Below are 24,919 nucleotides of genomic sequence, written 5' to 3' on the forward strand. Positions count from 1 at the left end.
GGGCGGATACGGCAGCCGGTGTCCACGTAAGGAGCGATCACGATGGCGATGGACCAGGAGCGACCGCACCCCCACTCCGTCTTGGTGGAGATCAGCGGGTGCAGCAAGCACGACGCCCGCACCGTGTTCGACGCACTGTGCTCCTGCTTCGAATCCGACCGGTGCGCCGACGACGTGCCGGAGGAACTGCACGAGACCCGTCCCACGGTGTGGCTCGGCACGTTCGACGTCGCCGACGAGCACGAGGGCGCGCGGCCGGTGCACCTGTCGTCCTCCGTCGACGCCGACCTGCACGGCGGCTACTGGGCGATCGAACGGTTCCGCATGGCCCTGGACTCGCTGTTCGACGTGCACGACCTGAGCGCCGTCTCCGGCGACCAGGAGAAGGAGCTGCACGTACGTCTGCAGAGCCGCTGACCGCCACCTCGCGCCTCTCCCCGTGAGCAGCCCCGCGGTGACCCCGGTCGGCCGCGGGGCCGGGCAGGGGTGCGTCCGGCAGCCGTCGTCGGCGCCCGGGACACCCGGTCCTCCAGGCCCCCACGATGGGTGGGGTGTCGTCGAGCCCGGACCGGCTCGGCCGGCGGATCGGCTCGCCCGCGAGGTCCACCACGTCGGCCGGCGGGGCAAGGCCCCTGGTCATGGCTCCACTGTGCCCTCCATCACCTTGTGCAACTAGTTGCATAAACGGTCGGTCGTCCTCTACAACTACAGGCACGACACCGCGCACGGAGGGCCCGATGAGCCGTTACCCGCACCTGCTGACCCCCCTCGACCTGGGCTTCACCACCCTGCCCAACCGGGTCCTCATGGGCTCCATGCACGTCGGCCTGGAGGAGGCCGAGGGCGGCTTCGCACGCATGGCCGCCTTCTACGCCGCCCGCGCCCGCGGGGGAGTGGGCCTCATCGTCACCGGCGGCATCGCCCCCAACGACGAGGGGCGGCCCTACGAGGGCGGCGCCAGGCTCACCACCGAGGAAGAGGCCGAGCAGCACCGGGTCATCACGGACGCCGTGCACCGCGAGGGCGGGCGGATCGCCATGCAGATCCTGCACTTCGGCCGCTACGCCTACCACCGGGACCTCGTCGCGCCGAGCCCGGTCCAGGCGCCGATCAGCCCCTTCCCGCCCCGCGAGCTCACCGACGCCGACATCGAGCGGACGATCGACGACTACGCCCGCGCCGCCCGCCTGGCCCGCGAGGCCGGCTACGACGGCGTCGAGATCATGGGCTCCGAGGGCTACCTCATCAACGAGTTCATCGCACAGCAGACCAACCACCGCACCGACCGCTGGGGCGGCACGTACGAGAACCGCACGCGCTTCCCGCTGGAGATCGTGCGCCGGGTACGCGAGGCCGTCGGCGAGGACTTCATCGTCATCTACCGGCTGTCCATGCTCGACCTCGTCCCGGGCGGCTCGACGCTGGACGAGGTCGTCACCCTCGCCAAGGCCGTCGAGGCCGCCGGGGCGACGATCATCAACACCGGCATCGGCTGGCACGAGGCCCGCATCCCCACCATCGCGACCTCGGTGCCGCGCGGCGCGTACACCTGGGTGACCAAGCGGCTCATGGGCGAGGTGTCCGTCCCGCTCGTCACCACCAACCGCATCAACACCCCCGAACTCGCCGAGGAACTGCTCGCCGAGGGCGCCGCCGACATGGTGTCGATGGCCCGCCCGATGCTCGCCGACCCCGACTTCGTCACCAAGGCCGCCGCCGGCCGCCCCGAGGCGATCAACACCTGCATCGGCTGCAACCAGGCCTGCCTCGACCACACCTTCAGCGGTCTGATCACCTCCTGCCTGGTCAACCCGCGCGCCTGCCACGAGACCGAACTGGTGCTCTCCCCGACCCGGCTGCGCAAGCGCGTCGCGGTCGTCGGCGCCGGACCGGCCGGTCTGGCCTGCGCGGTCTCCGCCGCCGAACGCGGCCACGACGTGACGCTGTTCGACGCGGCGGGCGAGATCGGCGGCCAGCTCAACGTCGCCCGCAAGGTCCCCGGCAAGCAGGAGTTCGACGAGACGCTCCGCTACTTCCGCACCCAGCTCGACTGGCACGGCGTCGACGTACGGCTGAACACGCCCGTCACGGCCGCGGACGTCGACGACTACGACGAGGTCGTCGTCGCCACCGGCGTCACCCCGCGCACCCCGGAGATCCCCGGCGTCGACCACCCGAGCGTGGTCGGCTACCTCGACGTCCTGCGCGACGGCGCCCCCGTCGGCGACCGGGTCGCGGTCCTCGGCGCGGGCGGCATCGGCTTCGACGTGGCGGAGTTCCTCACCGACGGCGGCGACAAGGCCCACGAGGACCCGGCGACGTACTTCCGCCAGTGGGGCGTCGACATGGACTACAACGGCCCCGGCGGCCTCGCCGCGCCCGAGCGGCCCGCCCCGCCGCGCACCGTCCACCTGCTCCAGCGCAAGACCTCCAAGGTCGGCGCCGGCCTCGGCAAGACCACCGGCTGGATCCACCGCACCGAGCTCAAGCTCCGCGGCGTCACCATGGTGCCGGGCGTGCGCTACGACCGGATCGACGACGCCGGTCTGCACATCACCGTCGGTGAGGAGAGCACGGTCCTCGAGGTCGACACGATCGTGCTGTGCACGGGCCAGGAGCCGCGCCGGGGCCTGTACGAGGAGCTGATCGCCGCCGGACGCAGCGCGCACCTCATCGGCGGCGCCGACGTGGCCGCCGAGCTGGACGCCAAGCGCGCCATCAAGCAGGGCACGGAGCTCGCAGCCGCCCTGTAGTGCGGATACGCGTCCCTAGGATGAGGCCATGTCACTCCCGCACGCGATCCTCACCGCCCTGCTCGAGAAGCCGTCGTCGGGCCTGGAGCTGACCCGCCGGTTCGACCGGTCGATCGGCTACTTCTGGTCGGCGACGCACCAGCAGATCTATCGCGAGCTCGGGAAACTGGAGGCCGACGGCCTCATCAGGGCGCTGCCGTCCGAGCAGCCGGCCCGAGGGCAGAAGAAGGCCTACGAGGTCCTGCCCGCGGGCCGTGCCGAACTGGCCCGGTGGACCGCCGCCTCCCAGGACCCCAGACCGCACCGCGACCCGCTGCTGCTGCGGCTCAGGGCGGCGGCCGTGGTCGGCACGGAGGGCCTGGAGGCCGACCTGCGCCGCCACCTGGAGCTGCACGAGCGGCAGCTCGCGGAGTACGAAGAGATCGAGAAGCGCGACTTCCCGCCCGGCCGGGACGGCACCGAGGACCGGCTGCGGCACCTCGTGCTGCGGGCCGGGATCGATCTGGAGACCTTCTGGACCGGGTGGCTCAGGCACGCCCTGGAGGATTTCGCCGAACTCCCCGACGAGGCCACCTGACCGGCCCGCCGACGGACCAGCCGACCGCCGGCCCGCCGACTCACCGGCCGACCGACTCACCGGCCGACCGACTCACCGGCCGACCGACTCACCGGCCGATCGGCCGGCCCGGCCGGCCGGCCCGGTCAGGACGTGACGTCGGCCCGCCCGCCCGGAGCGCATCGGGGGAGCGGGCCGATGTCCGTACCGGATCAGAGCCGGTACGGCTTGTTGCGCCGGCGCAGGTACCAGGCCGTTCCGAGGAGGCCGGCCCCGACCAGCGTGCCGCCCGCCACCAGAGTGACGGTTCCGTAGTCCGTCGCACTGCCGCCGACCCCGCCCATGACGCCGCGGGACGGCGAGACGGAGGGGGACGCGGACCGCGAGGGGGAGGGGGCGGTGGAGACCACGACGGACTGGGTGCCCGCAGTGGTGCCGTCCGAGCACACGACGATGACCGTGTACGTGCCCGGGGAGACGTTCGACCAGGCCGCCGACTGACTCGTGGACGTCCCCGACAGCGTCACCTGGCGGCCCTGGGCGAAGCTGCCCTGGCTGCTGGTGAGGAGCGAGGCGGTGCCCCAGCTGCCGTTGATCTGGGTGCACGAGCTGGTCGTGACCGACACCGTGGAGCCCGTGGTGCTCACGGAGATGCCCGGGGCCGCGACGGCGGGTACCGCGGCCAGGGCGAGGGGCAGCGCGGCGACTGCCACGGTCAGGCCGGAGCGGAGAACTGACGATGAGTTGCGCATGTGGACTGCCCTCCGGCGGCACGGTCGGCGGTACATCCCTGGCGCCGCCGAGGGTCGGGGAACGCCCGTGCTGCCTCGGGGTCAGCCAAAGCGCCCCTGGCCACGGCCGCACTCCGAGCGCCCCCGTGCAGGTGACGCGTTCCTCCACCCGGCCGATGACGGCAGGGTGCAGGACCGACGACGGCCGACGGCACGGCGCCGTCAGTGCCCCGTGGTCACCACGCGCTCCGCCGAGAGACCTCCCCAGGTGCCGTCCGGCAGCATCGCCCGGACGCGGACCCGGTGCGTGACACCGGCGGTGCGCCCCACGTAGAAGCTGTACGTGGCGCGCTCGCGCGGGGCCCTGCCGCCGTACACGAGGGACGTCGCCGGCCGGCCGTCCAGCTCGATCCGGTACTCGGTCACCTCACCGTCCACCCGGGGCGGCACCCAGCTCAGGTCGAGGTGGTAGGCCCCGTTCTCGCGGTGGCTCGTCGCCCGGAAGTCCGTGGGGGCGGTGCCGCGGCCGTCGTCGGTGCCCGGGGTGGTGAGGCGGACGGCGGGTCCGGCGGGGGAGACGTTCCCGGCCGCGTCCCTGGCCCGGACGGTGAACGTGTAGCGCGTGCCGGGGCGCAGCCCCGTCAGCACGGTGGCCGTCTGCCGCCCGCCCACACTGTGGATCTTCGTGTCTCCCTGATGGATGTCGTACGACACCACTCCCCGGTCGTCCGTCGAGGCCGACCAGGACAGCTGGACCGCTCGGCTCCCCGCCGCCCGCCCTTCGGACGACTTCGGCCGGCTCGGTGCGGAGCGGTCGTCCGCGACGGCCTCGGGCGTCTTCGCCCGTACCTCGCGGCTGGGCGGCCCGAGCCGCCCGTCGGTGTCCCGCGCCCGCACGGAGAAGACGTACAGGGTGGCGGGCCGGAGTCCGGTGACATCCACCATGTGCTGCGAACCCGGCACCTCCTCGACTTTGGTGGCGCCCCGGTACACCTCGTAGGTCTCGGCCCGGGCGGTCGTGTTCCACATGACGTGCACGCTCCGCGCGCTGCCCGCCGCCGCGGTGACACCCGTCGGCGCGCCGGGCACTCGGCCGCCGTCCCCCTCCCGGGCCCCGGCTCCGCCGCAGGCCGCGACGAGTGTGAGGGTTGCGCAGAGCGCCAGGCGGCGGAGGAGGAACGAGGGGGTGGAACGTCCTCGCACGGCACTGCCTCCCGGGGTGGTCGGCCGACGGGTACAACCGGATGGTCCGGACCAATATGGCCTTGTTGGCGGGGGCACATCAAGAGGGCAGGTCCGGCTGAACCGGCGTGTCGCTGCCGGCGCCGCCTCGCCCCCGGCCGCGCGTGACCATCCGGGAGCGTTACGCACGCTGAGGGCATCGCGACCGAACTCCTGCCGTCAGGCCGGGAGTTCGGCCCCACGCACGGACAGTTGTCGTCGCGGTTGGTGTCGGCCCGGTGGGCCGGAGCCTCACACGGACTCAGGCCCCCGGCGACCGTCGGACGTTGGGGGCCTGCTCCGTCCGGCCCCACAGTGGTGGCCGGATGATCACCCCGGGGACAGATTGAGCTGAGTGCCCGTCAGGTCCCCAGCGAGAGGCTCCCGTATCGTGCGTGTCCAGTCTTCGCTCACTCTGGCCGCGGCCAGTGCCGCCCTGCTCGCCCCCACGACACTGTTCGCTCCGGCGGCATCTTCAGCGGCTTTGCTTGCTCCGGCGGCACCCTCAGGCGCTCTGCCTGTCCCGGCGACGTCTTCGGCGGCTCTGCTCGCTCCGGCGGCACCCTCAGGCGCCCTGCCCGTCCCGGCGACGTCTTCGGCGGCTTTGCTTGCTCCGGCGGCACCCTCAGGCGCTCTGCCTGTCCCGGCGACGTCTTCGGCGGTTTTGCTCGCTCCGGCGGCACCCTCAGGCGCTCTGCCTGTCCCGGCGACGTCTTCGGCGGTTTTGCTCGCTCCGGCGGCATCTTCAGCGGCTCCGCTCGCTCGGGCGGCATCTTCAGCGGCTTTGCTTGCTCCGGCGGCACCCTCAGGCGCCCTGCCCGTCCCGGCGGCACCCCCAGGCGCCCTGCCCGTCCCGGCGGCACCCTCAGGCGCCCTGCCCGTCCCGGCGACGTCTTCGGCGGCTTTGCTTGCTCCGGCGGCACCCCCAGGCGCCCTGCCCGTCCCGACGACACCCCCAGGCGTTCTGCCCGTCCCGGCGACACCCCCAGCCGCTCTGCTCCCCCCGGCGACGCCTTCGGCCGCTTCGCCCGCCTCGACGACATCCCCCGCCGCCCACCCCCGGCCCGCGGTACGGCGCGAGAGCACCGTGAGTGCCGCCGACCTGCTCGCTGAGGTGCGTGACTGTGTCCCCGTCTCCCGCGGCCGCTTCCGCAGCGACGCCGGCGCTCCCGCGAACATCCCGGTCTGCGGCACCCGCGACGTCGTGTTCTGGAAGGCCGACATGGACATCGACTGTGACGGCCGGCCAGGGCCCCGCTGCAACTCCCGGACCGACCCGTACTTCGCGGCGAGCACGACCTACTCCCAGTCGGACGGCCGCCCTTTGAGCGCCGAGCGCCTGCCCTTCGTCGTCGTACCCGCCCCGAGCGCCCGCTGGGACTACCGGGCCCACGGAATCGGCGGCGGCTCGGTCGTGGCCGTCGTGTACCGCGGCCGCGTGCAGTACGCGGTGGTGGGCGACGTGGGCCCGAAGGGCATCCTCGGGGAGGCGTCCTACGCGACCGCCAAAGGCCTCGGCATCCGCGCCGACCCGCACGGCGGTGGCGCACCCTCCGGCGTCACCTACATCGTCTTCAAGGACACCAAGGTGTCGCCCATCGAGGACCACGCCGCCGCCGTGACGGAGGGCGAGCGGGCCGCGAAGCGGTTCGTGGCCGGAGGGCAGGCGAACGGAGGCTGAGCAGCTGACGACACCTCACCGACAGTCCGCCCGCGGGACTGCGGCAGGGCGGACCGTCGGCGGATCCGCGACAGGGCGGACTTCTGCCGGCGGGTCTACGCCGGGCGGACCGCCGCGCGCCTGCGATTCAGCCCCTACCCCTCGGGTGACCGCCGCCGCGTCCGCGGTCAGGTGCCTCACCGCGTGGCTTGCGGCCGGGTGCCCCGCCGGCAGGCTCGCTGCCGGGCGCAGCGCCGCTCCGGTGCGCCCGGCCGCAATCCGTCGCTCACACCTTCCGGTAGCTGTACGCCTCCGTGGCGGCCGCCTCCACCGCCGCCAGGTCCGCCCCGGTGGACGCCGTGACGACCGCGGCCACGGCTCCCTCCACGAACGGCGCGTCCACCAGACGTGTCCGCTCGGGCAGTTCGTCGCCCTCCGCGAGCAGCGCCTTCACCGTGAGCACAGCACTGCCCAGGTCGGTCAGGACGGCCACCCCGGCACCACGGTCGACGGACGCGGCCGCCGCGGCGATCAGTTCGGCACTGGTGCCCAGTCCGCCGCCCTCGGTACCGCCCGCCGGAGCGACCGGCACCGCCGGACCACCGCCCGCGAGCCCCTTCGCCAGCTCGGCGACCGACGCCGCCACCTCCGCGCTGTGCGACACCAGCACGATTCCCACCAGCTGTTCGTCACTCACCGGCGGCCTCCGCGAGTGCGGCGATCAGCAAGGCCGCCGACGTGGCTCCCGGGTCCTGGTGGCCGATGCTGCGCTCGCCCACGTAGCTCGCCCGGCCCTTGCGTGCCTGCAGGGGCGTCGTCGCCACGGCGCCCTCCTCCGCGGCGGTCCGGGCCGCCGTGAACGAGTCGCCGAGCGCGTCCACCGCGGGCACCAACGCGTCGATCATGGTCGCGTCCCCCGGGGCGGCACCGCCGAGGGTCATGACCGCGTCCACCCCCGCCCGCAAGGCCTCGGCCAGCTGCTCCGCACTGACCTCGCCGGCATCGCCCAGCGCTTTGCCGGTGCGGCGCAGCAGCGTCCCGTACAGCGGCCCCGAGGCCCCGCCGACCGTCGAGATCAGCTGGCGTCCGGCCAGGATCAGGACCCCGCCGGGCGTGCCGGGGGCCTCCTTGTCCAGCGCGGCCGCCACAGCCGTGAACCCGCGTTGGAGGTTGCTGCCGTGATCGGCGTCCCCGATGGGGGAGTCGAGGGCGGTGAGCCGTTCCGCCTCACGGTCGACGGACGCGGCGGTCGCCGTCATCCAACGGCGGAAGAAATCGGCGTCGAGCACTGGCTCTCCTTGCCTGGTAGGTACCTGGTGATCGTCTACCCCGTGCGTTACACGCCCCAGCGCAGGCCCGGCGTCTTCACCGGCGCGTCGTACAGCCGCAGCAGCTCCTCGTCGACCTGGCACAGCGTGAGGGAGGCGCCCGCCATGTCCAGGGAGGTGACGTAGTTGCCCACGAGGACGCGGGCCACGGGGACGCCGCGCTGTTCGAGCACCCGGTGCACCTCGGCGTTGAAGCCGTACAGCTCCAGCAGCGGCGTCGCGCCCATGCCGTTGACCAGCACCAGCACCGGATTGCGTGGCTGGAGGTCCTCGACCACCGCCTCGACGGCGGCCTCGGCGATCTCCCCGGAGGTCATCATGGAGCGCCGCTCCCGACCGGGTTCGCCGTGGATGCCGATGCCCAACTCCAGTTCGCCCGGCGGCAGATCGAAGGTCGGGCTGCCCTTGGCCGGGGTGCTGCAGGCGCTCAGCGCGATCCCGAAACTGCGGGAGTTCTCGTTCACCTGCCGGGCGACGGCCTCGACCCGCTCCAGGGGCATGCCCTCGGCCGCGGCGGCGCCCGCGATCTTCTCCACGAACAGGGTCGCGCCGGTCCCGCGCCGGCCCGCCGTGTACAGACTGTCGGTCACCGCCACGTCGTCGTTGACCAGCACCTTCGCCACCTGGATGCCCTCGTCCTCGGCCATCTCGGCGGCCATGTCGAAGTTGAGCACGTCACCGGTGTAGTTCTTGACGATGAACAGCACGCCGGCGCCGCTGTCCACGGCGGCGGCCGCGCGCAGCATCTGGTCGGGCACGGGGGAGGTGAACACCTCGCCCGGACAGGCCGCCGACAGCATGCCGGGACCCACGAATCCCCCGTGCAACGGCTCGTGCCCCGAGCCTCCGCCCGACACCAGCCCCACCTGTCCGGCGACGGGGGCGTCCCGCCGTACGATCACCCGGTTCTCCACGTCCACGGTCAGCTCCGGGTGGGCAGCCGCCAGACCGCGCAGCGCGTCCGCGACCACGGTCTCCGGGACGTTGATCAGCATCTTCACGGGGTACCTCCTAGACGACCTAGTAGATGAGCCCTGGAACTCCAGCTTCGCAGCCCACACCACGTTTGACCAGTTGTCGATCTTGACTGCTCGCATCGGTCCGTCGTGGACCACACGCCCTACGGGCCGAGGCCGTCCCCACCCCTCGAAGGTGCGGACGGCCTCGGCCCGGTGTCGGGATCAGCCCCCGTGGCGGCCAGGTTCCCGGGCGCTCCGGCCGAGCACGAAACACAGGAAGCGCCCGAACGGCCTCGATCAGTAGCCGTGGATCATCTTGTAGGCGACCTCGGGGAGGAACTGCCCGGCCGTGGAGCCGCCGCCGACACCGCAGTTGCCGTCGGACTCGCCCGGAACCTTGATCCACAGCAGCATCTCGGCGCCTCCGCCCAGCCGGGTGGGTGTGCCGATACGGCGGCCCGCCGGGTTGCACCACTGGCCGTTCGAGCCGTTGCCGTTGCGGCTGGTGTCCACGACGAACGGCTTGGTGTAGCCGTAACGGGCGGCGAGCTCCCTGTTGACGGCGTCGCCGTACGCGGTGTTCTCGGCGGTGGTGAGGTAATTGGAGACGTTGAGCGAGAAACCGTGAGCCTGCCGGACACCGGCTTCGTGCAGACGCCGTGCCATGGTCGCCGCGTCCGCCCAGGCCGGGTTGCCGGCGTCGAGGTACACCCAGGTGTTGGGTGCCCGGCGGTTGAACTCGGCGAGCGCACCGGTCAACATGCCCTCGCGTTCGTCGATCTGCGCCTGGCTCATGCAGCCGTAGTCGCCCAGGGAGTCCGGTTCGAGGACGACGACGGCCGGGTGCCCGCCGATCCCGCCGGCGAACTGGGCGATCCAGTTCGCGTAGGCGGGCGGTGAGGAGGCGCCGCCCGCGGAGTGTCCGCCGCAGTAGTCGCGGTTGTAGATGTTGTACGCGACGAGGAGGGGCAGCTTGTCCCGGGCGTCCGCGGCGCCGGTGTACGCACCGGTGGCGGTGCCGATGCTGCCGCTCCAGGAGCCGAACCAGCGGGCCGTCGGCGTGTTGGCGACGGAGGCGTTGATCGCGGAGGCCCGCCCGTCGCCGGGGTTGGCGGCGACCCACCGTTTCGCGCTGGAGTCGGGGTCCACGTAGAACCCGTTGGTCATGGTCGTCGGATCGGCCGTCTGAGCGGGCCGGGCGGCGGCGAGTGCCGGCGGCGGTGAGGAGAGCGCTGCCACCAGGGCGGGCGTGCCGCCCATCGCCGTGAGGGTCGCGTGGTACGCCGGCTTCTTGGTGCCGTTGCGGTCGAACAGCAGCGGGTTCTCGCCGCTGCGCCAGGAGTCGCTGTCACGGATGCCCCAGACCGTGATGCCGGTGCAGCGCGCGACGTTCATGCAGGCCCGGACTGTGTTCGCGTAGGCCGTCGTCGGTGCCTGCGCGATGTCCAGCTCGGTGATCTGGACGTCCACCCCGAGGGCCGTGAAGCTCGACAGCGTCGTCTGGAAGCTGCCGGGCGGGCCGCCGGCGCCGAAGTGGGCCTGGAGGCCCACGCAGTCGATGGGCACCCCGCGCGCCTTGAAGTCGCGCACCATGCGGTAGACGCCCTGGGTCTTGGCGTCGCTCCAGTTCTCGATGTTGTAGTCGTTGTAGCAGAGCTTGGCCGCCGGGTCCGCCGATCGCGCCGTGCGGAAGGCCTGCTCGACGAAGCCGGTGCCCAGCACGTCCCGGAAGACCGAACTGCGCATCTGTCCGCTGCCTCCGTCGGCGAAGGCCTCGTTGACCACGTCCCAGGAGTGGATGCGGCCCTTGTAGCGGTTCATCACGGTGGTGACGTGGTTGTTCATCACGCCGCGCAGCGTGTTCGCGTCCCTGATGGAGCCGACCCAGCCGGGCAGTTGGGAGTGCCAGACCAGGGTGTGGCCGCGCAGGCGCTGACCGCGGGCCTGCGCGCGCTGAGCGATCTGGTCGGCGCGGCCGAAGGTGAACGAGCCACGGGACGGCTCGGTCGCGTCCCACTTCATCTCGTTCTCGGGAGTGACCGAGGTGAACTCACGGTCCAGGATGCCGGTGTACGTACCGTCGCCGAGCCGTCCGGCGGCCACGGCGGTTCCGAAGTACCGCCCGGACTGGGCCGCCTGGGCGCCCAGGGTGGAGGCCTGCACGGCGTCGGGCGCGCCGGTCGCCGTCCCGGGTGTCACCAGGACCGTCGCGGCCAGCAGGCCGAGGACCGCGGCCCGGCGACAGCCGAGCCGTTTCAGGAGGTTCATGGATCTCCTCGTGGGGGTGGGGGGTGTTGGTGGTGCGATCGGTGGGCCGCTTCAGGGCGTGGACAGATCGAACCGCTGGACGCGGACCGCGCCGCCGAGTGCCTGCGTGGCGTGGTTGAAGAGGGCGAATCGGTAGCCCATGAAGAACCGCCAGTCGTTGCCCAGGGAGAAGGCGGGGCCGAGGCGGGTGAAGGCGGTGCCGTCGGTGCTGTAGGAGAAGGTGCCGGGGCGGGCCGCACCGGGGCGGATGTCCGCACTCGCGCGCAGCCAGACCCGGCTGCCCGGCAGGACCGCGCTCGCTCGCTCGCTGCCGGTGCCCGTCGTGTTCCAGCTGCCGTCCATGGTCAGCCCGTCGACCATCACCACCCGCGGCACGCCGCCGTCGCGCCGGACGCCGATCCAGGCGGAGGAGTCACGCAGCAGCGCGAGCCCGGCCCGGTCGCCGTCCCGCATCGCGGAGTGGTCGAGCTGGGCCGTGGCCGTGGAGGTGGGGCCCTGGATACGGTGCGTCAGGGTGTTGCGCGCCCCGTAGAGGTCGCCGGTGACGGTCGCTGTCCGCAGCGTCAGTCCGTCGCCCACCGACCACTTGGCGTTGTCCGGGTTGTGGTTCCACTCCCAGCGCGGATTCAGGGCCGGGCCGTCGAAGGTGTCGACTCCGGTCATCGGGCTCACCGGCCGCGGTGCAGGAGGCACGGCGGGACCGGGATACGAGGTGCCCCAGGCGCCGTCGACGAGTTGCACGACCGGCCAGCCGTCCGGGGTCCAGGTGACGGGAGCCAGGGCGGGCATCCGGCCACCGGGATAGGCGTCGACGAAGGCCAGGTAGTACCAGGCGCCGTTCTGCGTCTGTACGAGGCCACCCTGGTGGGGGACCCCGCCGCCGGGGATCGGCCCGCGCAGGTCGAGCAGGACCTGCCGCATCGTGTACGGACCGAAGGGGCCGCCCGACGACTTCAGGATGTACTGGCCGTTCGCCGGGCGGGTCAGGAAGATGTAGTACTGCCCGTTGATCTTGTAGAAGCGGGAGCCCTCGAGGATGCCGACGCTCGACGGTGTCGTGAACACCTGCTGGGTGCGGACCTGGGTCCGGCCGTCGCGCGAGAGCTGGGCCACGTGGATCGTGGAGTTGCCGTACGCCACGTACAGGGTGTCGTCACTGTCGACCAGCAGCCCCGCGTCGTAGTAGGGGGTGCTGATGGTCGTCAGCCTGTTCCACGGTCCCTCGGCGGCGGTGGCCGTGTAGACGTACGTCCGGGCGAAGTCGATCTGGCCGAGCCAGTAGAAGGTCCGGTTGCTCGGCCTGTAGGCCAGGGACGACGCCCAGATCCCCCGCACGTACCCGCGGGCACCGTTCAGGTCGTACTTCGCGCCGAAGTCGAGCACGGGCACCGCGTGACCGGCGATCTCCCAGTGCACCAGGTCGTACGACCGCAGGACGGGCGCGCCCGGCGAGTAGTGCATCGTCGAAGCCGAGGCGTAGAAGGCGTCACCGACGCGGATGACGTCGATGTCCGCGAAGTCCTGCCAGATCACCGGGTTCGTGTAGGCCGCCGCGTTCGCGAGGTCCGGTCCCCGGGCGGCGGCGGAAGCGGTGCCGGCGGGTGTCGGGGCCACGGGAAGCAGAGCGCCCGCGGTGAGGCCGGTGGCGGCCGCCAGGGCGTGGCGGCGGGACATACTTTGATGAAGCCATGACAGTTCCATGGGTGCGTTCTCCCCGCGTGGCTCGGCCGTTGCGTGTGTGGGATGACCTGGAGGTGCCGCGCTTCGAGCGAGTGGAGCGTGCGTATCGTCCGAGCTGTCGAACATGTATCGATGTGTCGAGCAACCTGGATGATAGGAGGCGGCTGAGCCCCGTCAATCCTTCCCGCAGGATTCGATTTGCCCTGCGAAACATTCGAAGCCTAAATTTGCTGCCTGGCGGGTGGACGCTCCCCCGGTATTGACATGTGCAGGCCTATCTCTACCATCCGGGGCATCACCATTTTCCGAATGGTTCTGAATTGCATACGAAATTTCGAACCCACCTGACTGTCATGGGCGTGACATCAGCTCGGCGTCGCCACCCGTGACACCGTTCCGGCCGAGGAGGCCTTGGTGCCCAGACGACCAGGCGGACGACTGCTCCGCCTTCTCGCGACCACCGTGCTGACGGTCACCGCGGCCCTGGCGGGCTCCGCACCCCCCACCGCCACGGCCGCGCCGGGCAGCCCGGCGCTCACCCCGCCGCTCGGCTGGAACAGCTGGAACAGCTTCGGGTGCGGGATCACCGAGGCCCAGGTCCGCCAAGCGGCCGACGCGATGGTGACGTCCGGCATGAAGGACGCCGGCTACCGATACGTGGTGGTCGACGACTGCTGGTTCGACCCGCAGCGCGACCCGGCGGGCAACCTGCGGGCCAACCCGGCCACGTTCCCCAGCGGGATGAAGGCCCTCGGGGACTACCTTCACGGCAAGGGCCTGAAGTTCGGCATCTACCAGGTGCCGGGCGAGCGCACCTGTGCGCAGACCACCGGCGCCTATCCCGGATCGACGGGCAGCAGGGGCCACGAGGCCCAGGACGCCGCCACCTTCGCCGCATGGGGCGTCGACTACCTGAAGTACGACTGGTGCTCCTCGAGCGGCACCCGGGACGAACAGGTCGCGCGGTTCACGCTGATGCGCGACGCCCTGCGCGCCACCGGGCGGCCGATCGTCTACAGCATCAACCCCAACAGCTTCCACGCCATCACCGGCGCCACGTACAACTGGGGCGAGGTCGCCGACCTGTGGCGGACGACCGAGGACCTGCTCGACATCTGGCAGAACAACAACACCAACAGCTACCCCATGGGCGTCGGCAACGTCCTGGACGTCGCCGCGCCGCTTGCGGCGCAGTCCGGTCCGGGGCACTGGAACGACCCGGACATGCTGGTCGTCGGCCGCCCGGGCCTGTCCCTGACCGAGTCCCGCTCCCACTTCGCCCTGTGGGCGCTGATGGCCGCTCCCCTCATGGCCGGAAACGACATCCGCACCATGTCTGCCGACGTGAGCGCGATCCTGCGCAACCCGCGCCTGCTGGCGGTGAACCAGGACCCGCTGGGCGCGGGCGGACGCAGAGTGCGCGACGACGGCTCCACCGAGGTGTTCGCCAAGCCCCTGTCCGACGGATCGGTCGCGGTGGGTCTGTTCAACCGTGGCGCCGCTGCCGCGACCGTCACCACCACGGCCGCGCAAGTCGGCTTGACCGGCGGGCCGTTCAACCTCACCGAGCTGTGGAACGGCGGCACCTCGACGACGTCCGGCCAGATCTCGGCGAGTGTTCCCGCGCACGGCGTGGCCGTGTTCCGGGTGAGCGGGGGCAGCCCGCTGAGCGCCACCACCTCGCGCCTGCGGGGCAGCGCGTCCGGCCGCTGCCTGGACGTGGACAACGCCTCGACCGCGCCCGGCGCCACCGTACTCATCTGGGACTGTCACCGAGCCGCCAACCAGCTGTGGACCACATGGGCCGGTGGCGAGATCCGTGTCTTCGGCGACAAGTGCCTCGACGCCCACAACCAGGGCACGACCAACGGCACTCGGGTCGTCACCTGGCCCTGCAACGGCCAGAACAACCAGCAGTGGACCGTCGGCGCAGACGGGTCGATCCGCAACGTGCGCGCGGGGCTGTGCCTCGACGTCAACGGCGCCGGCACCGCGGGGGGTACCCCGTTGGTCCTGTGGACCTGCAACGGGCAGGCGAACCAGAAGTGGAGCCGCGTCTGAGCCGCTGCGGCGGAAGGGGAGTCACGACGGCGAGGAGGTCCGCCTCACGGGCCGGACGAGGCGCCGGGCGGGAACGTGAGCGCCCGGCGCCTCGTCGGGCCACGCCCCGGTGGAGCGATCCCGTTCAGGCTGGAAACCACCCGGCGCGGCTAAGGTGCCGCGGTAAGCGCCCTGGACCCCGGACGTCCGGCTGCCGCCGCCCGGGCCGATTGCCGCGTTGCGCGCGAGGCCGCGAAGGGCGGCTTCGGTCCGCGCGGGGTGGCCGACGGGTGCGCGAGGTGCTATTCAGGGGTCCGCTCGACGGCGTGGCGACCGCGGCCGATGAACGGTTCGAGTCTCTTCGCGGCGAGATCCGTATGCGTTCCCGGACGCGGTACGTCACCTGAACATGAGGGGGAAGCAGTGGAAGCTGCTGGGTCACAGATGCGGGTGCGGCGACGCACAGTAACTCCGGTGGTTGCGGCCCGGTGGGCCCTGTGGACGTTCGTCATCGTCAACGTGGTGATCGTCGAGTTCTTGTTCCTCGACGCCGGCACGGGGAAGAACGACGTGCTCACCGTCGCCAAGTTCTTCGGTGTGCACGCCGCTGTGCTGATGCTGTTCCAGCTGCTGCTGGTGGCCCGGCTGCCCTGGCTCGACCGCCGTATCGGCATGGACCGGCTGACGGTGTGGCACCGGTGGGTCGGCTTCACCCTGGTGTGGACCCTCCTCACCCACGCCGTTCTGGTGGTGCTGGGCTACGACCGGCTCGACGACGCGCCGATGACGAAGACGTTCCTGGCGCTGGCCGGGGTGCCGGCGTCGCTGCTCGGGATGGCGGCCGCGGCGATCGTCGTCGTGATCGGTGCCGTCTCCGCCCGGTACGTGAGGCAGCGACTGCGGTACGAGACGTGGCACGGCCTGCACCTGCTGCTGTACGTGGCGCTGGGGCTGGCGTTCGTCCACCAGTTGCAGGAGACCACGACCTTCAACTCCTCCACGGCCGCGAAGACCTACTGGTTCGCCCTGTGGCTGTTCGCGTTCGGTGCGCTGGTCACGGGCCGGATCGTCCTGCCCGTGTGGCGCAACGCCTACCACCGGTTCCACGTGAGCGCGGTGGTGCCGGAGTCGGACGACGTGGTGTCGGTACACGTCACCGGCCGCCATCTCGACCGGCTTCCCGCCCGGGCGGGCCAGTTCTGCATCTGGCGCTTCCCGGGGCACCGGCACTGGTGGGCGGCGAATCCGTTCTCCCTGTCGGCGGCTCCCGACGGCCGCACGTTGCGCCTGACCGCCAAGGCGGTCGGCAGTGCCAGTGCGGGCCTGCGGCACGTCCCGGTCGGGAGCCGTGCGTACGTCGAGGGACCGTACGGGGCGTTCACCTCACTGCACCGAACGCGGCCCGGTGCTCTCCTGATCGCCGGAGGGGTGGGGATCACCCCGGTCCGGGCTCTGCTGGAGGAGGAAGCGGCGGGGGACGTCGTCGTGCTCTACCGGGTGCGCAGCGAACACGAGGCCGTGCTGGCCGACGAGGTGCGCGCCTTGGTCGCGGACCGCGGTGGGCGGCTGCACCTGCTCACCGGCCGCACGGGGGAGGGGAACCGGCCCTTCGCGCCGGACAGCCTCCGGGCCCTGGTCCCCGACATGGCCGAGCGCGACGTGTACGTCTGCGGCCCGCCCGCGATGACCTCGGCCGTGCTCGACGCACTGCGGAGGCTGAGGGTTCCCCGTCGGCAGGTGCACGCCGAACGCTTCGGCCTGGCCTGAGACCGGCCCGGCCGGCGCATGACCTTCAGCCGGGTCAGCCCCGGCGTACGAGCACGCTCAGGGAGTTGGCCAGCACGATGGCGCCGATGCCGGCCCACTCGGCCCAGCCGAGGTGCTGGCCGAGGCCCAACAGGCCCACCCCTGCGGCGAGAACGGGGTTGACGCTCATGAACAGCCCGAAGGCCTGGGCCGGTACGGTGCGCAGCGTGACCAGGTCCGCCAGGTACGGCACGGCGGACGACAGAACGCCCGCGGCGACGGCACAGCCGACGGCCTGCGCGGTCGGCGGCTGACGGACGACGAGGACGACACCGACCGGAAGGAACATCAGGGCCGACAGGCCCGCCGCTGCCGCCGAGCCCTGAGCACCCGGGATGCGCCGGCCGACGGTGCGGTTGAGCAGGATGTACGACGCCCAGCACGCTGCGGCCAGCAGGCCCAGCCCCATGCCCGCGTAGTCGGCGGACGGCTGGGGCCGCATCAGGACGACCACCCCCGCCGCCGCCGTCACCGCACAGCACGCGTCCACCCGGCGCCGCGCGGCGGCCAGGGCGATGGTCAGCGGACCGAGGAACTCCAGGGTCACGGCCAGGCCCAGGCCGATGCGGTCGACGGCGCTGTACAAGGACAGGTTCATCGTCCCGAAGACGACGGCCAGCGCCAGGACCGGCCACCACTGCCGCCAGGTGAAGGACCGCAGCCGGGGCGGGCTCACCGCGCACAGCACGACGGCGGCCACGTACTGACGGACCGCGACGACCCCGAGCGGCCCGATGACGGGGAAGGCGAGGGAGCCGATCGCGGCACCGGTCTGGTTGGACAGGCCGCTGCCCACCATCGTGACCACGCCGACGAGCCGGCGCGGGCTGTGCCCGGCGTCCTCCGCCGCAGGCGGGAGCACGGGCTCGGTGGGAGGGCCGGAGGCGGCGACGGGGGCGGAGGCGGCTCGCATGCGCTGATCGTGCGCCGAGCCGATCCTTGCGCAAAATGCGCCACGAGTTCGATCTATACGATGCAGTCATGGATGTGGACTTCCGCCAGCTGCGCTGTCTCGTCGCGATCGTCGACGAGGGCACCTTCACGGACGCCGCCCACGCGCTGGGCGTCTCCCAGGCGGCGGTCTCCCGAACGCTCGCCTCCCTCGAACGGGCCCTGGGGGCGAAGCTGTTGCGCCGCACGTCCCGCGAGGTCACCCCGACCGCGACCGGGCTGCGCGTGGTGGCCCGGGCCCGCAGAGTGCTCGGGGAGGTGGACGACCTGGTCCGCGAGGCCACGTCGGGCCACGCCGTCCTGCGGATCGGCTACGCCTGGTCGGCGCTGGGCCGCCACACCTCGGCCTTCCAGCGCCGCTGGGCTCTGGACCGTCCGGAGACCGAACTGCACCTGGTGCGCGTCAACTCGGCGACGGCCGGCCTGGCCGAGGGCGCGTGCGACCTGGCCGTGGTGCGCAGGCCCACGGAGGACCGGCGGCTCGACTCGGTCATCGTGGGGCTCGAACGACGCATGGTCGCCCTGGCCGCGGACGACCCCCTGGCCGGACGCCGCTCGGTACGGCTCGCCGACCTGAGCGGCCGCACCCTGCTGATCGACCGTCGGACCGGTACCACCACCCCCGACCTGTGGCCACCCCACTCCCGCCCGGCGACCGAGGAGACGCACGACGTCGACGACTGGCTGACGGTCATCGCCACCGGCCGCTGCGTGGGCATGACCGCGGAGTCCACCGCCCACCAGTACCGGCGCCCCGGAGTCGTCTACCGCCCCGTACGGGACGCCGAACCCATCGCCGTGCGCCTCGCGTGGTGGCACGACGAGCCCCACCCGGCCACGCAGCCGGCCATCGAACTCCTCACCGCTCTGTACCGCAACGATTGAGCGTCCGGACGCGAAAATCCGGCGAGCGGGACCCGGCCGCGATGAGAGAGTCGGCTTCATGTCCACCTCAAAGCCGGTCCGCCCGTTCCGTCTCGTCGTCGTGACGCTCGCCGTCGTCGCGGCTGTCGGCGGCTGCGGCGACCTCCATGCCCAGGACTCCCGGACCGGAGCGGCCTCCTCTCCGTCGGTCACCTCCTCGCCCAGCGCCCCGGGAGCGTCGCCCTATGTGGAGCCCGGCGCCGGTGACGGTGCCCCGCACTACAACGAGAACAACGCCTACCGCCGCGAGGGCGACATGGCCCCGGCCCACGCGAAGGACGCCGAGCGGGAGGCCGCCCGGATCCGGCCGGTGATCGAGCGGCTGTGGAAGCAGCGGAAGTGGGACCCGGCGACCGTACGGACGGCACTGCTCCGGCTCGGCTACGAGGAGGAGCGCGTCACGCAGGACGGCAAGCGTCTCGGCGGGACGCTCACCGTCACGACGATGTCCCCGCGCTGGAAGGACGACGGCTACGTCACGCCCGAGGGGACGCGGGTCGCCCTGCGCGTGCACGCCGACGCCTGCGTGTCGGGGTTCGCGCAGAAGTCGAACTTCGAGGTGCGGGTCAACGGCCCCTACCCGGAGACCGGCTGCTTCGAGCCGCCCTACGGCCACTGAAGCCACCGCTCGGGCACGGATATCAGGCCCCCGTGAGCACGACGGCTACGGCCGATGATCCCCCCGGTCAGTCAGGGAGTACCTCCACCAGTGCACCCACCCCGGCAACGCATGCCAGCACCGCACAGGCTCCGGCGGCGTGCCGGCGCAGCAGGGCACGCCGGAGGTGGGCGTAACGGCTTTCGTACTCCTGCCGCAGTTCCTCGGCCCGCCGCACGGTGCCGAGCATCAGCTGCCGGGTGACGTCGAGACGCAGGCGGACGTAGTGGCCGGTGAGATCCTCGGCCTGGGCCGTGGTCAGCCACGGCATCCGCCCGCAGAGCTCCGCTGCCTCGCGCTGTGCGCCGTCGCGGTGGGTGTGGGCGAGGAGATAGCCCTCGGTCTCGTCGGCGAGGAGGCTGCGCTGCTCACCCGCGGACGGCTCGTGCCTGCCGCGTCTCACTGCCGCTCGCCCTTGTGCCCCTCGGCGTCGATGGCATCGCGCCGCCCGGTGTTCTCCGCCTCGTCCAGGCTCGCCACGTCCGGGTGGCGAAGGTCGAAGGCGGGGGACTCGGAGCGGATCTTGGGCAGGGTGACGAAGTTGTGGCGGGGCGGCGGGCAGGACGTGGCCCACTCAAGGGAGCGGCCGAAACCCCACGGGTCGTCGACCTCGACCTTCTCGCCCTTCTGGGCGGTCCGCCACACGTTGTACAGGAAGGGCAGGGTGGACAGGCCGAGCAGGAACGCGCCGATCGAGGAGACGGTGTTGAGCGCGGTGAAACCGTCGGCGGCCAGATAGTCGGCGTAGCGCCGGGGCATGCCCTCGGCACCGAGCCAGTGCTGCACCAGGAACGTCGTGTGGAAGCCGACGAACAGCGTCCAGAAGTGGATCTTCTCCAGGCGGTCGTCGAGCATCGTGCCGGTCATCTTCGGCCACCAGAAGCTGAATCCGCCGAACATCGCGAACACGATCGTCCCGAACAGCACGTAGTGGAAGTGGGCGACCACGAAATAGCTGTCGGTGACGTGCCAGTCGAGCGGCGGGGAGCCCAGGATCACGCCGGTCAGGCCGCCGAAGAGGAAGGTGACCAGGAAGCCGAGTGCCCAGAGCATGGGTGGTTCGAACGACAGCGAACCCTGCCACATCGTGCCGATCCAGTTGAAGAACTTCACGCCCGTCGGCACGGCGATCAGATACGTCATGAAGGAGAAGAACGGCAGGAGCACCGCGCCGGTGGCGAACATGTGGTGGGCCCACACCGTCACCGACAGCCCGGCGATGGAGACGGTCGCGCCGATCAGGCCGGTGTACCCGAAGATCGGCTTGCGGGCGAAGACGGGGATGATCTCGGTGATCACACCGAAGAACGGCAGCGCCAGGATGTACACCTCGGGGTGGCCGAAGAACCAGAACAGGTGCTGCCACAGGATCGCGCCCCCGTTCTCCGCGTTGAACACCTGCGCCCCGAAGCGCCGGTCCGCCTCCAGCACCAGCAGCGCGGCGGCCAGGACCGGGAAGGCCAGCAGTACCAGCACCGAGGTGAGCAGCACGTTCCAGGTGAAGATCGGCATCCGGAACATGGTCATGCCCGGGGCGCGCATGCAGATGATGGTGGTGATGAAGTTGACCGAGCCGAGGATCGTGCCGAAGCCGGACAGGGCCAGGCCCATGATCCACAGGTCGCCTCCCACCTGAGGGGTGCGCTCACCGCCGCTGAGCGGGGTGTACGCGGTCCAGCCGAAGTCGGCCGATCCCTGCGGGGTGAGGAAGCTGCCCAGGACGATCAGGCCACCGAAGAGGAACAGCCAGTACGAGAACATGTTCAGCCGCGGGAAGGCCACGTCGGGTGAACCGATCTGGAGGGGCATGACCGCGTTGGCGAAACCGGCGAACGTGGGCGTCGCGAACAGCAGCAGCATGATCGTGCCGTGCATGGTGAACGCCTGGTTGTACTGCTCACTGGAGACGATCTGCAGCCCCGGCCGCGCCAGCTCCGCCCGGATGACCATCGCCAGTGCCCCGGCGACCAGGAAGAAGCCGAACGACGTGATCAGATACAGGTGCCCGATCTTCTTGTGATCGGTGGTCGTCAGCCAGGAGACGATCACCTGACCTCTGCCACGGCGCTCCACCGCAGGGACGGGTGCAACCGGTTCGGTGTGAGTCGCCATCAGTTCCTCGATCGGCAGCAACAGGACGGACGGTCGTCCGCCCGAGAGGAACCTATTGGGTCCGGTTGCTCACCTTTGTATGCCGCCGGGTGCCCTTGATCCGAATGGAGCAGTGATCCATTCGACCGGGCGGCCCCCCCCCGCACGCCGGGTGGCACCGGTAGGCGCTCCTTTGCCCGTGCAATCGCTTTCTGGGTCTGTGCCGTGTTTTGTCCGGGCCGGAGCGCGGCACTCGGGAAGCCACGAGCGTGCCCCCGAGAGGTGACCTCCACTGCACGGGCTGCGCCCGGGGACAGGCCGGCCGCCGGGCGGGACAAAAGGATGGTCGATGACGACGATCGGCGTGGAAGAGGAGTACCTGCTGCTCGACCCGGTGACGGGCCTGCCGGTACCTCAGGCGGACAAGGTGCGCGCGGCGGCGGGTGTGGGGCATCTCGTGGCCGATCAGGAAGTGCAGTACGAGCTGCTCCAGGCCCAGGTCGAGGTGGCCACCCCGGTCTGCGACACCCTGGAGGAGGTCGGAGGTCATCTGCTGCGGCTGCGGCACGCCGTGGGCGTGGCCGCCGAGCAGCACGGCTGCCGCATCGGGGTGTGCGGCACACCGCCGGTCCGGCACGGCCGCCCCATCGCCGTCACCGACCAGGCCCGCTACCGCGCCATGGTCACCCAGGCCCCGCAGCTCGTGGCGGAGCAACTGGTCAACGGCACGCACGTGCACGTCGGCGTGCCCGACCGGGAAGCGGGCGTACAGGTCCTGAACCGGATCCGCTCCCGGCTGCCGACCCTGACGGCCATGGCCGCGAACTCCCCGCTCTGGGACGGCCACGACACGGGCTTCGCCAGCTGGCGCACCGTGATCTTCAGCCGGTGGCCGGTCAGCGGCATGCCCCCGCACTTCCGCGACGCCGCCGACTACGACCGGCGCGTGGAGCGGCTGCTGGAGTCCGGCCTGATCTCCGACACCGGTCAGCTCTACTGGCAGGCCCGCCTCTCAGCCACCTATCCCACCGTCGAGGTGCGGTGCCTGGACGTCCAGCTGCGCGCGGACGAGGCGGTCATGCTCGCCGCGATCATCCGGGCCCTTGTGGAGACCGCGCTGGCGGAGGCGACCGCCGACGTGCCCCTGCCCGACAGCGCGCCGGAGATGCTGCAGGCCGCTATGTGGCACGCCGCCCGGCACGGACTCGGCGACACCCTGGTCGACCCGGGTGGCACCCCGCACCGGGCCGGCGACGTGCTCTACGAGTTCCTGCGGCACGTCGCACCCGCCCTCGACGCGTCCGGCGACTCCCGGCAGGTCACGTCCCTGGTCCACCGGCTGCTGCAGGACGGGACCGGCGCGGACCGGCAGCGCGCCGCCCTGGCACACGGCGGTCTGCGCGCGGTCACCGAGCTGATCAGCGCCCAGAGCACGATGCCGTGACGGTGAGGCCCCGGAACCGCTCCTCAGGCCACCGCGGCGCAGGCGGCGGCGACCGCGGTGTCCGCGCGGGCATGGACGACCAGGCGCGTGCCGCCGGTGTCGGCTTCCGCCTCCAGCGCGCGGCGGACGGGCGCGCTGTGCGTGGCCACCGACATCAGCGTGCCCAGCCGGCTGCACAGACGGTGGACCCGGAGGATCACGCCGACCACCGCGTTCCGGGCGGCCGGCTCGTCGAGGACGACGACCACGGATGCCGGACGGCAGGCCCGCACGAGGTCGCTGATCCTCGTGAGAAGCGTGGCGCGCCCGTCGATCCCGGGGTCCTGGTGGACCGTGACGACGAGGACTCCGCGATCGAGCGCATGGGACAGCAACACGGCCTCCGTTCCTCCGTTTCCTCGGTGGGCGGGGTGTTCCGCCATGGAAGTACCCGAGACGGGCCGGTCGAAGCCAGGAGATGAATGCCGATGGAACGCAGCGGCGAAGGCGGCCGGCGGATGCTCGCCGGGCTGCTGGACGCCAGCCACCTCATGCCGATCGAACTCCTCCCGGCCAAGGCGGCCGAGTGTGCCCGCGCGGCGTCCTTCCACGAGGTGCTGATCTACGTCGCCGATCTGCAGCGCAACGTCCTGCGTCTGCCCCCCGGGGACGAGGCGGCCACCCGGAGACATGAGAGGGAGCTGCACGTCGAGGGGACGGTGGCAGGGCGGGCCTTTCAGTACGGCGACGTCCTGCCCGCCGCGCCCCCGGGCGGCGCCGGGTCCGCGTGGTGGGTCCCGCTGCTGGACGGAACGGAACGCATCGGGATGCTGCGGGTGGGCACCGAACACAACGACACCGAGGCCCGCGTGGACATGAACGCGCTGGCCGCGCTCGTCGCGCTGATCATCGTCAGCAAGAGGGGCACCAGCGACGCACTGGCCAAACTGGTGCGGGCCCGGCCGATGAGCGTGGCCGCGGAGATGCAGTGGAACCTCCTGCCCCCGCGCACCTACGCCGACGGCAGGGTGACGATCTCCGCGTCCCTCGAACCGGCCTACGACATCAGCGGTGACGTCTTCGAGTACGCCGTCGACGGGCCCCTGGTCCATCTGACGATCTTCGACGCGATGGGCCACGACACGGCGGCGGGTCTGTCCGGAGCCCTCGCGCTGGGCGCCTGCCGCAATGCCCGCCGCCAGGGCGCCGGCCTCGTGGAAAAGGCCGACGCGGTTGAAGCCGCCCTGCTGGAGCAGTACCACCAGCGGCGTTACGTCACCGGAGTCCTGGCCACGCTCGACACTCGCACCGGCGTCCTGCAGTGGGTCAACCGCGGCCACCATCCGCCCATCGTCATCCGCGACAACCGCTGGACCAGCCATCTCGCCTGCCCTCCCGCCCATCCGATGGGCACCGCCCTCGGTCTGCGCAGCACCGTGTGCGAGGAACACCTCCAGGCCGGGGACCGCATCGTGCTCTACACCGACGGCATCACCGAGGCACGCGGCTCCGGTGGCCGGGAGTTCGGTCTGGCACGCTTCACCGACTTCCTGATCCGCCACCACGCCGACGGCCTGCCCGTCCCCGAGACCCTGCGCCGCCTGGTCCAGGCCGTCCTCGACTACCACGACGGCCGACTCCAGGACGATGCCACCGTCCTGCTGTGCGAGTGGATCGGCCCGCACCTGGAGCCGCCCGACACCGCGGCCGGCCTGATCGGCCTGTCGCGGGCCGACCCGTCGTCCGGGACCGGCGAGCCGGCCTGAGAACCACGCAGCGCTCACCCGTTCGGGGGCGTGCGATGGCCGGAAACCGACACGGCCCGAAAGGTGGGGAAGGCGAACCCGTTCGCTCCGGCCCTGGCGGGGCA

The 24,919-nt window shown here is 71.7% G+C and carries 21 protein-coding genes and 1 pseudogene; 10 read left to right on the forward strand and 12 right to left on the reverse strand.

What is annotated here, in order from left to right:
* The first annotated feature begins 48 nt into the window (after positions 1 to 48).
* From ACFZDI_RS07945 to ACFZDI_RS07955, 3 genes are all read left to right on the forward strand, one after another.
* Positions 49 to 417, forward strand: a complete 369-nt coding sequence (locus tag ACFZDI_RS07945; RefSeq protein ID WP_234846990.1) for a hypothetical protein — start codon at positions 49 to 51, stop codon at positions 415 to 417.
* Between the two features lie 320 nt (positions 418 to 737).
* Positions 738 to 2,753 (forward strand): FAD-dependent oxidoreductase, encoded by a 2,016-nt coding sequence (locus ACFZDI_RS07950; RefSeq protein WP_234846981.1) that lies wholly within the window; start codon positions 738 to 740, stop codon positions 2,751 to 2,753.
* Between the two features lie 28 nt (positions 2,754 to 2,781).
* The gene (locus tag ACFZDI_RS07955) at positions 2,782 to 3,330 is read left to right on the forward strand and encodes a PadR family transcriptional regulator (RefSeq protein ID WP_234846982.1); all 549 of its coding nucleotides are present in this window, start codon (positions 2,782 to 2,784) and stop codon (positions 3,328 to 3,330) included.
* A 191-nt stretch (positions 3,331 to 3,521) separates the two neighbouring features.
* On the opposite strand, the gene ACFZDI_RS07960 is transcribed toward ACFZDI_RS07955, so the two are convergent.
* Both ACFZDI_RS07960 and ACFZDI_RS07965 read right to left on the reverse strand, forming a co-directional pair.
* Entirely contained in the window at positions 3,522 to 4,061 is a 540-nt protein-coding gene (locus ACFZDI_RS07960; protein WP_391248587.1) for a hypothetical protein, read from the reverse strand.
* Between the two features lie 201 nt (positions 4,062 to 4,262).
* Positions 4,263 to 5,243, reverse strand: coding sequence for a fibronectin type III domain-containing protein (locus tag ACFZDI_RS07965; protein WP_391248589.1), 981 nt, complete (start codon positions 5,241 to 5,243; stop codon positions 4,263 to 4,265).
* Between the two features lie 982 nt (positions 5,244 to 6,225).
* Here ACFZDI_RS07965 and ACFZDI_RS07970 point away from each other — a divergent pair.
* A complete protein-coding gene (locus tag ACFZDI_RS07970) occupies positions 6,226 to 6,942 on the forward strand; it encodes a glycoside hydrolase family 75 protein (protein WP_391249495.1) in 717 nt (238 codons plus the stop codon).
* A gap of 265 nt (positions 6,943 to 7,207) precedes the next feature.
* On the opposite strand, the gene ACFZDI_RS07975 is transcribed toward ACFZDI_RS07970, so the two are convergent.
* From ACFZDI_RS07975 to ACFZDI_RS08000, 6 genes and pseudogenes are all read right to left on the reverse strand, one after another.
* The gene (locus ACFZDI_RS07975; RefSeq protein ID WP_234849699.1) at positions 7,208 to 7,618 is read right to left on the reverse strand and encodes a PTS-dependent dihydroxyacetone kinase phosphotransferase subunit DhaM; all 411 of its coding nucleotides are present in this window, start codon (positions 7,616 to 7,618) and stop codon (positions 7,208 to 7,210) included.
* Positions 7,611 to 8,210 carry a dihydroxyacetone kinase subunit DhaL gene (dhaL, locus tag ACFZDI_RS07980; protein ID WP_234849700.1) on the reverse strand — a complete coding sequence of 200 codons (600 nt, stop codon included), beginning with the start codon at positions 8,208 to 8,210 and terminating at the stop codon, positions 7,611 to 7,613. The genes ACFZDI_RS07975 and dhaL overlap by 8 nt, the downstream gene beginning before the upstream one ends.
* Positions 8,211 to 8,257: 47 nt before the next feature.
* On the reverse strand, positions 8,258 to 9,250 hold the full coding sequence (dhaK, locus tag ACFZDI_RS07985; protein WP_234849714.1) for a dihydroxyacetone kinase subunit DhaK: 993 nt from the start codon (positions 9,248 to 9,250) through the stop codon (positions 8,258 to 8,260).
* Positions 9,251 to 9,505: 255 nt separating this feature from the next.
* Positions 9,506 to 10,468, reverse strand: coding sequence for a glycoside hydrolase family 6 protein (locus tag ACFZDI_RS07990; RefSeq protein ID WP_391249497.1), 963 nt, complete (start codon positions 10,466 to 10,468; stop codon positions 9,506 to 9,508).
* A gap of 66 nt (positions 10,469 to 10,534) precedes the next feature.
* A pseudogene (locus ACFZDI_RS07995) lies at positions 10,535 to 11,476 on the reverse strand (endo-1,4-beta-xylanase); the annotation flags it as partial.
* 51 nt (positions 11,477 to 11,527) lie between these two features.
* Positions 11,528 to 13,150: a family 43 glycosylhydrolase gene (locus ACFZDI_RS08000; RefSeq protein ID WP_391248592.1), complete on the reverse strand. Its 1,623-nt coding sequence runs from the start codon at positions 13,148 to 13,150 to the stop codon at positions 11,528 to 11,530.
* A gap of 420 nt (positions 13,151 to 13,570) precedes the next feature.
* Between ACFZDI_RS08000 and ACFZDI_RS08005 the strand changes: the two genes are divergently transcribed.
* Positions 13,571 to 15,217: a ricin-type beta-trefoil lectin domain protein gene (locus ACFZDI_RS08005; protein WP_391248594.1), complete on the forward strand. Its 1,647-nt coding sequence runs from the start codon at positions 13,571 to 13,573 to the stop codon at positions 15,215 to 15,217.
* A 423-nt stretch (positions 15,218 to 15,640) separates the two neighbouring features.
* Entirely contained in the window at positions 15,641 to 16,963 is a 1,323-nt protein-coding gene (locus tag ACFZDI_RS08010; RefSeq protein ID WP_391248596.1) for a ferric reductase-like transmembrane domain-containing protein, read from the forward strand.
* Between the two features lie 34 nt (positions 16,964 to 16,997).
* Here ACFZDI_RS08010 and ACFZDI_RS08015 read toward each other — a convergent pair whose 3' ends face one another.
* Entirely contained in the window at positions 16,998 to 17,915 is a 918-nt protein-coding gene (locus ACFZDI_RS08015) for an EamA family transporter (protein ID WP_308287528.1), read from the reverse strand.
* A gap of 68 nt (positions 17,916 to 17,983) precedes the next feature.
* Here ACFZDI_RS08015 and ACFZDI_RS08020 point away from each other — a divergent pair, with 68 nt between their 5' ends.
* Entirely contained in the window at positions 17,984 to 18,838 is an 855-nt protein-coding gene (locus tag ACFZDI_RS08020; RefSeq protein ID WP_391248598.1) for a LysR family transcriptional regulator, read from the forward strand.
* A gap of 58 nt (positions 18,839 to 18,896) precedes the next feature.
* The gene (locus ACFZDI_RS08025) at positions 18,897 to 19,496 is read left to right on the forward strand and encodes a hypothetical protein (protein ID WP_391248600.1); all 600 of its coding nucleotides are present in this window, start codon (positions 18,897 to 18,899) and stop codon (positions 19,494 to 19,496) included.
* 67 nt (positions 19,497 to 19,563) lie between these two features.
* Here the strand turns inward: ACFZDI_RS08025 and ACFZDI_RS08030 are convergent, their stop codons facing one another.
* A complete protein-coding gene (locus tag ACFZDI_RS08030) occupies positions 19,564 to 19,938 on the reverse strand; it encodes a hypothetical protein (protein ID WP_391248602.1) in 375 nt (124 codons plus the stop codon).
* Complete coding sequence (ctaD, locus tag ACFZDI_RS08035) at positions 19,935 to 21,647, reverse strand: cytochrome c oxidase subunit I (protein WP_234849707.1); 1,713 nt, start codon at positions 21,645 to 21,647, stop codon at positions 19,935 to 19,937. Before ctaD ends, ACFZDI_RS08030 begins: the two co-directional genes overlap by 4 nt.
* A 328-nt stretch (positions 21,648 to 21,975) precedes the next feature.
* On the opposite strand from ctaD, the gene ACFZDI_RS08040 reads away from it, so the two are divergent.
* Positions 21,976 to 23,070, forward strand: a complete 1,095-nt coding sequence (locus ACFZDI_RS08040) for a glutamate--cysteine ligase (RefSeq protein WP_234849708.1) — start codon at positions 21,976 to 21,978, stop codon at positions 23,068 to 23,070.
* Between the two features lie 23 nt (positions 23,071 to 23,093).
* Here ACFZDI_RS08040 and ACFZDI_RS08045 read toward each other — a convergent pair whose 3' ends face one another.
* On the reverse strand, positions 23,094 to 23,447 hold the full coding sequence (locus ACFZDI_RS08045) for a hypothetical protein (protein ID WP_391248604.1): 354 nt from the start codon (positions 23,445 to 23,447) through the stop codon (positions 23,094 to 23,096).
* Positions 23,448 to 23,537: 90 nt separating this feature from the next.
* On the opposite strand from ACFZDI_RS08045, the gene ACFZDI_RS08050 reads away from it, so the two are divergent.
* Positions 23,538 to 24,815 (forward strand): SpoIIE family protein phosphatase, encoded by a 1,278-nt coding sequence (locus tag ACFZDI_RS08050; RefSeq protein ID WP_391248606.1) that lies wholly within the window; start codon positions 23,538 to 23,540, stop codon positions 24,813 to 24,815.
* Positions 24,816 to 24,919: the final 104 nt, after the last annotated feature.

The sequence above is a fragment of the Streptomyces sp. NPDC007907 genome (assembly GCF_042959365.1).
Taxonomy (GTDB): domain Bacteria; phylum Actinomycetota; class Actinomycetes; order Streptomycetales; family Streptomycetaceae; genus Streptomyces; species Streptomyces indiaensis.

Bases quoted from the DNA above. Each gene is read 5' to 3' on its own strand.
- ACFZDI_RS08050 (WP_391248606.1), top strand. From the start codon at position 23,538: ATGGAACGCAGCGGCGAAGGCGGCCGGCGGATGCTCGCCGGGCTGCTG.
- ACFZDI_RS07950 (WP_234846981.1), top strand. From the start codon at position 738: ATGAGCCGTTACCCGCACCTGCTGACCCCCCTCGACCTGGGCTTCACC.
- ACFZDI_RS07945 (WP_234846990.1), top strand. From the start codon at position 49: ATGGACCAGGAGCGACCGCACCCCCACTCCGTCTTGGTGGAGATCAGC.
- ACFZDI_RS08015 (WP_308287528.1), bottom strand. From the start codon at position 17,915: ATGCGAGCCGCCTCCGCCCCCGTCGCCGCCTCCGGCCCTCCCACCGAG.
- ACFZDI_RS08020 (WP_391248598.1), top strand. From the start codon at position 17,984: ATGGATGTGGACTTCCGCCAGCTGCGCTGTCTCGTCGCGATCGTCGAC.
- ctaD (WP_234849707.1), bottom strand. From the start codon at position 21,647: ATGGCGACTCACACCGAACCGGTTGCACCCGTCCCTGCGGTGGAGCGC.
- ACFZDI_RS08040 (WP_234849708.1), top strand. From the start codon at position 21,976: ATGACGACGATCGGCGTGGAAGAGGAGTACCTGCTGCTCGACCCGGTG.
- ACFZDI_RS07990 (WP_391249497.1), bottom strand. From the start codon at position 10,468: ATGGGCGGCACGCCCGCCCTGGTGGCAGCGCTCTCCTCACCGCCGCCG.
- ACFZDI_RS08025 (WP_391248600.1), top strand. From the start codon at position 18,897: ATGTCCACCTCAAAGCCGGTCCGCCCGTTCCGTCTCGTCGTCGTGACG.
- ACFZDI_RS07955 (WP_234846982.1), top strand. From the start codon at position 2,782: ATGTCACTCCCGCACGCGATCCTCACCGCCCTGCTCGAGAAGCCGTCG.
- ACFZDI_RS08000 (WP_391248592.1), bottom strand. From the start codon at position 13,150: ATGTCCCGCCGCCACGCCCTGGCGGCCGCCACCGGCCTCACCGCGGGC.
- ACFZDI_RS08010 (WP_391248596.1), top strand. From the start codon at position 15,641: ATGCGGGTGCGGCGACGCACAGTAACTCCGGTGGTTGCGGCCCGGTGG.
- ACFZDI_RS07960 (WP_391248587.1), bottom strand. From the start codon at position 4,061: ATGCGCAACTCATCGTCAGTTCTCCGCTCCGGCCTGACCGTGGCAGTC.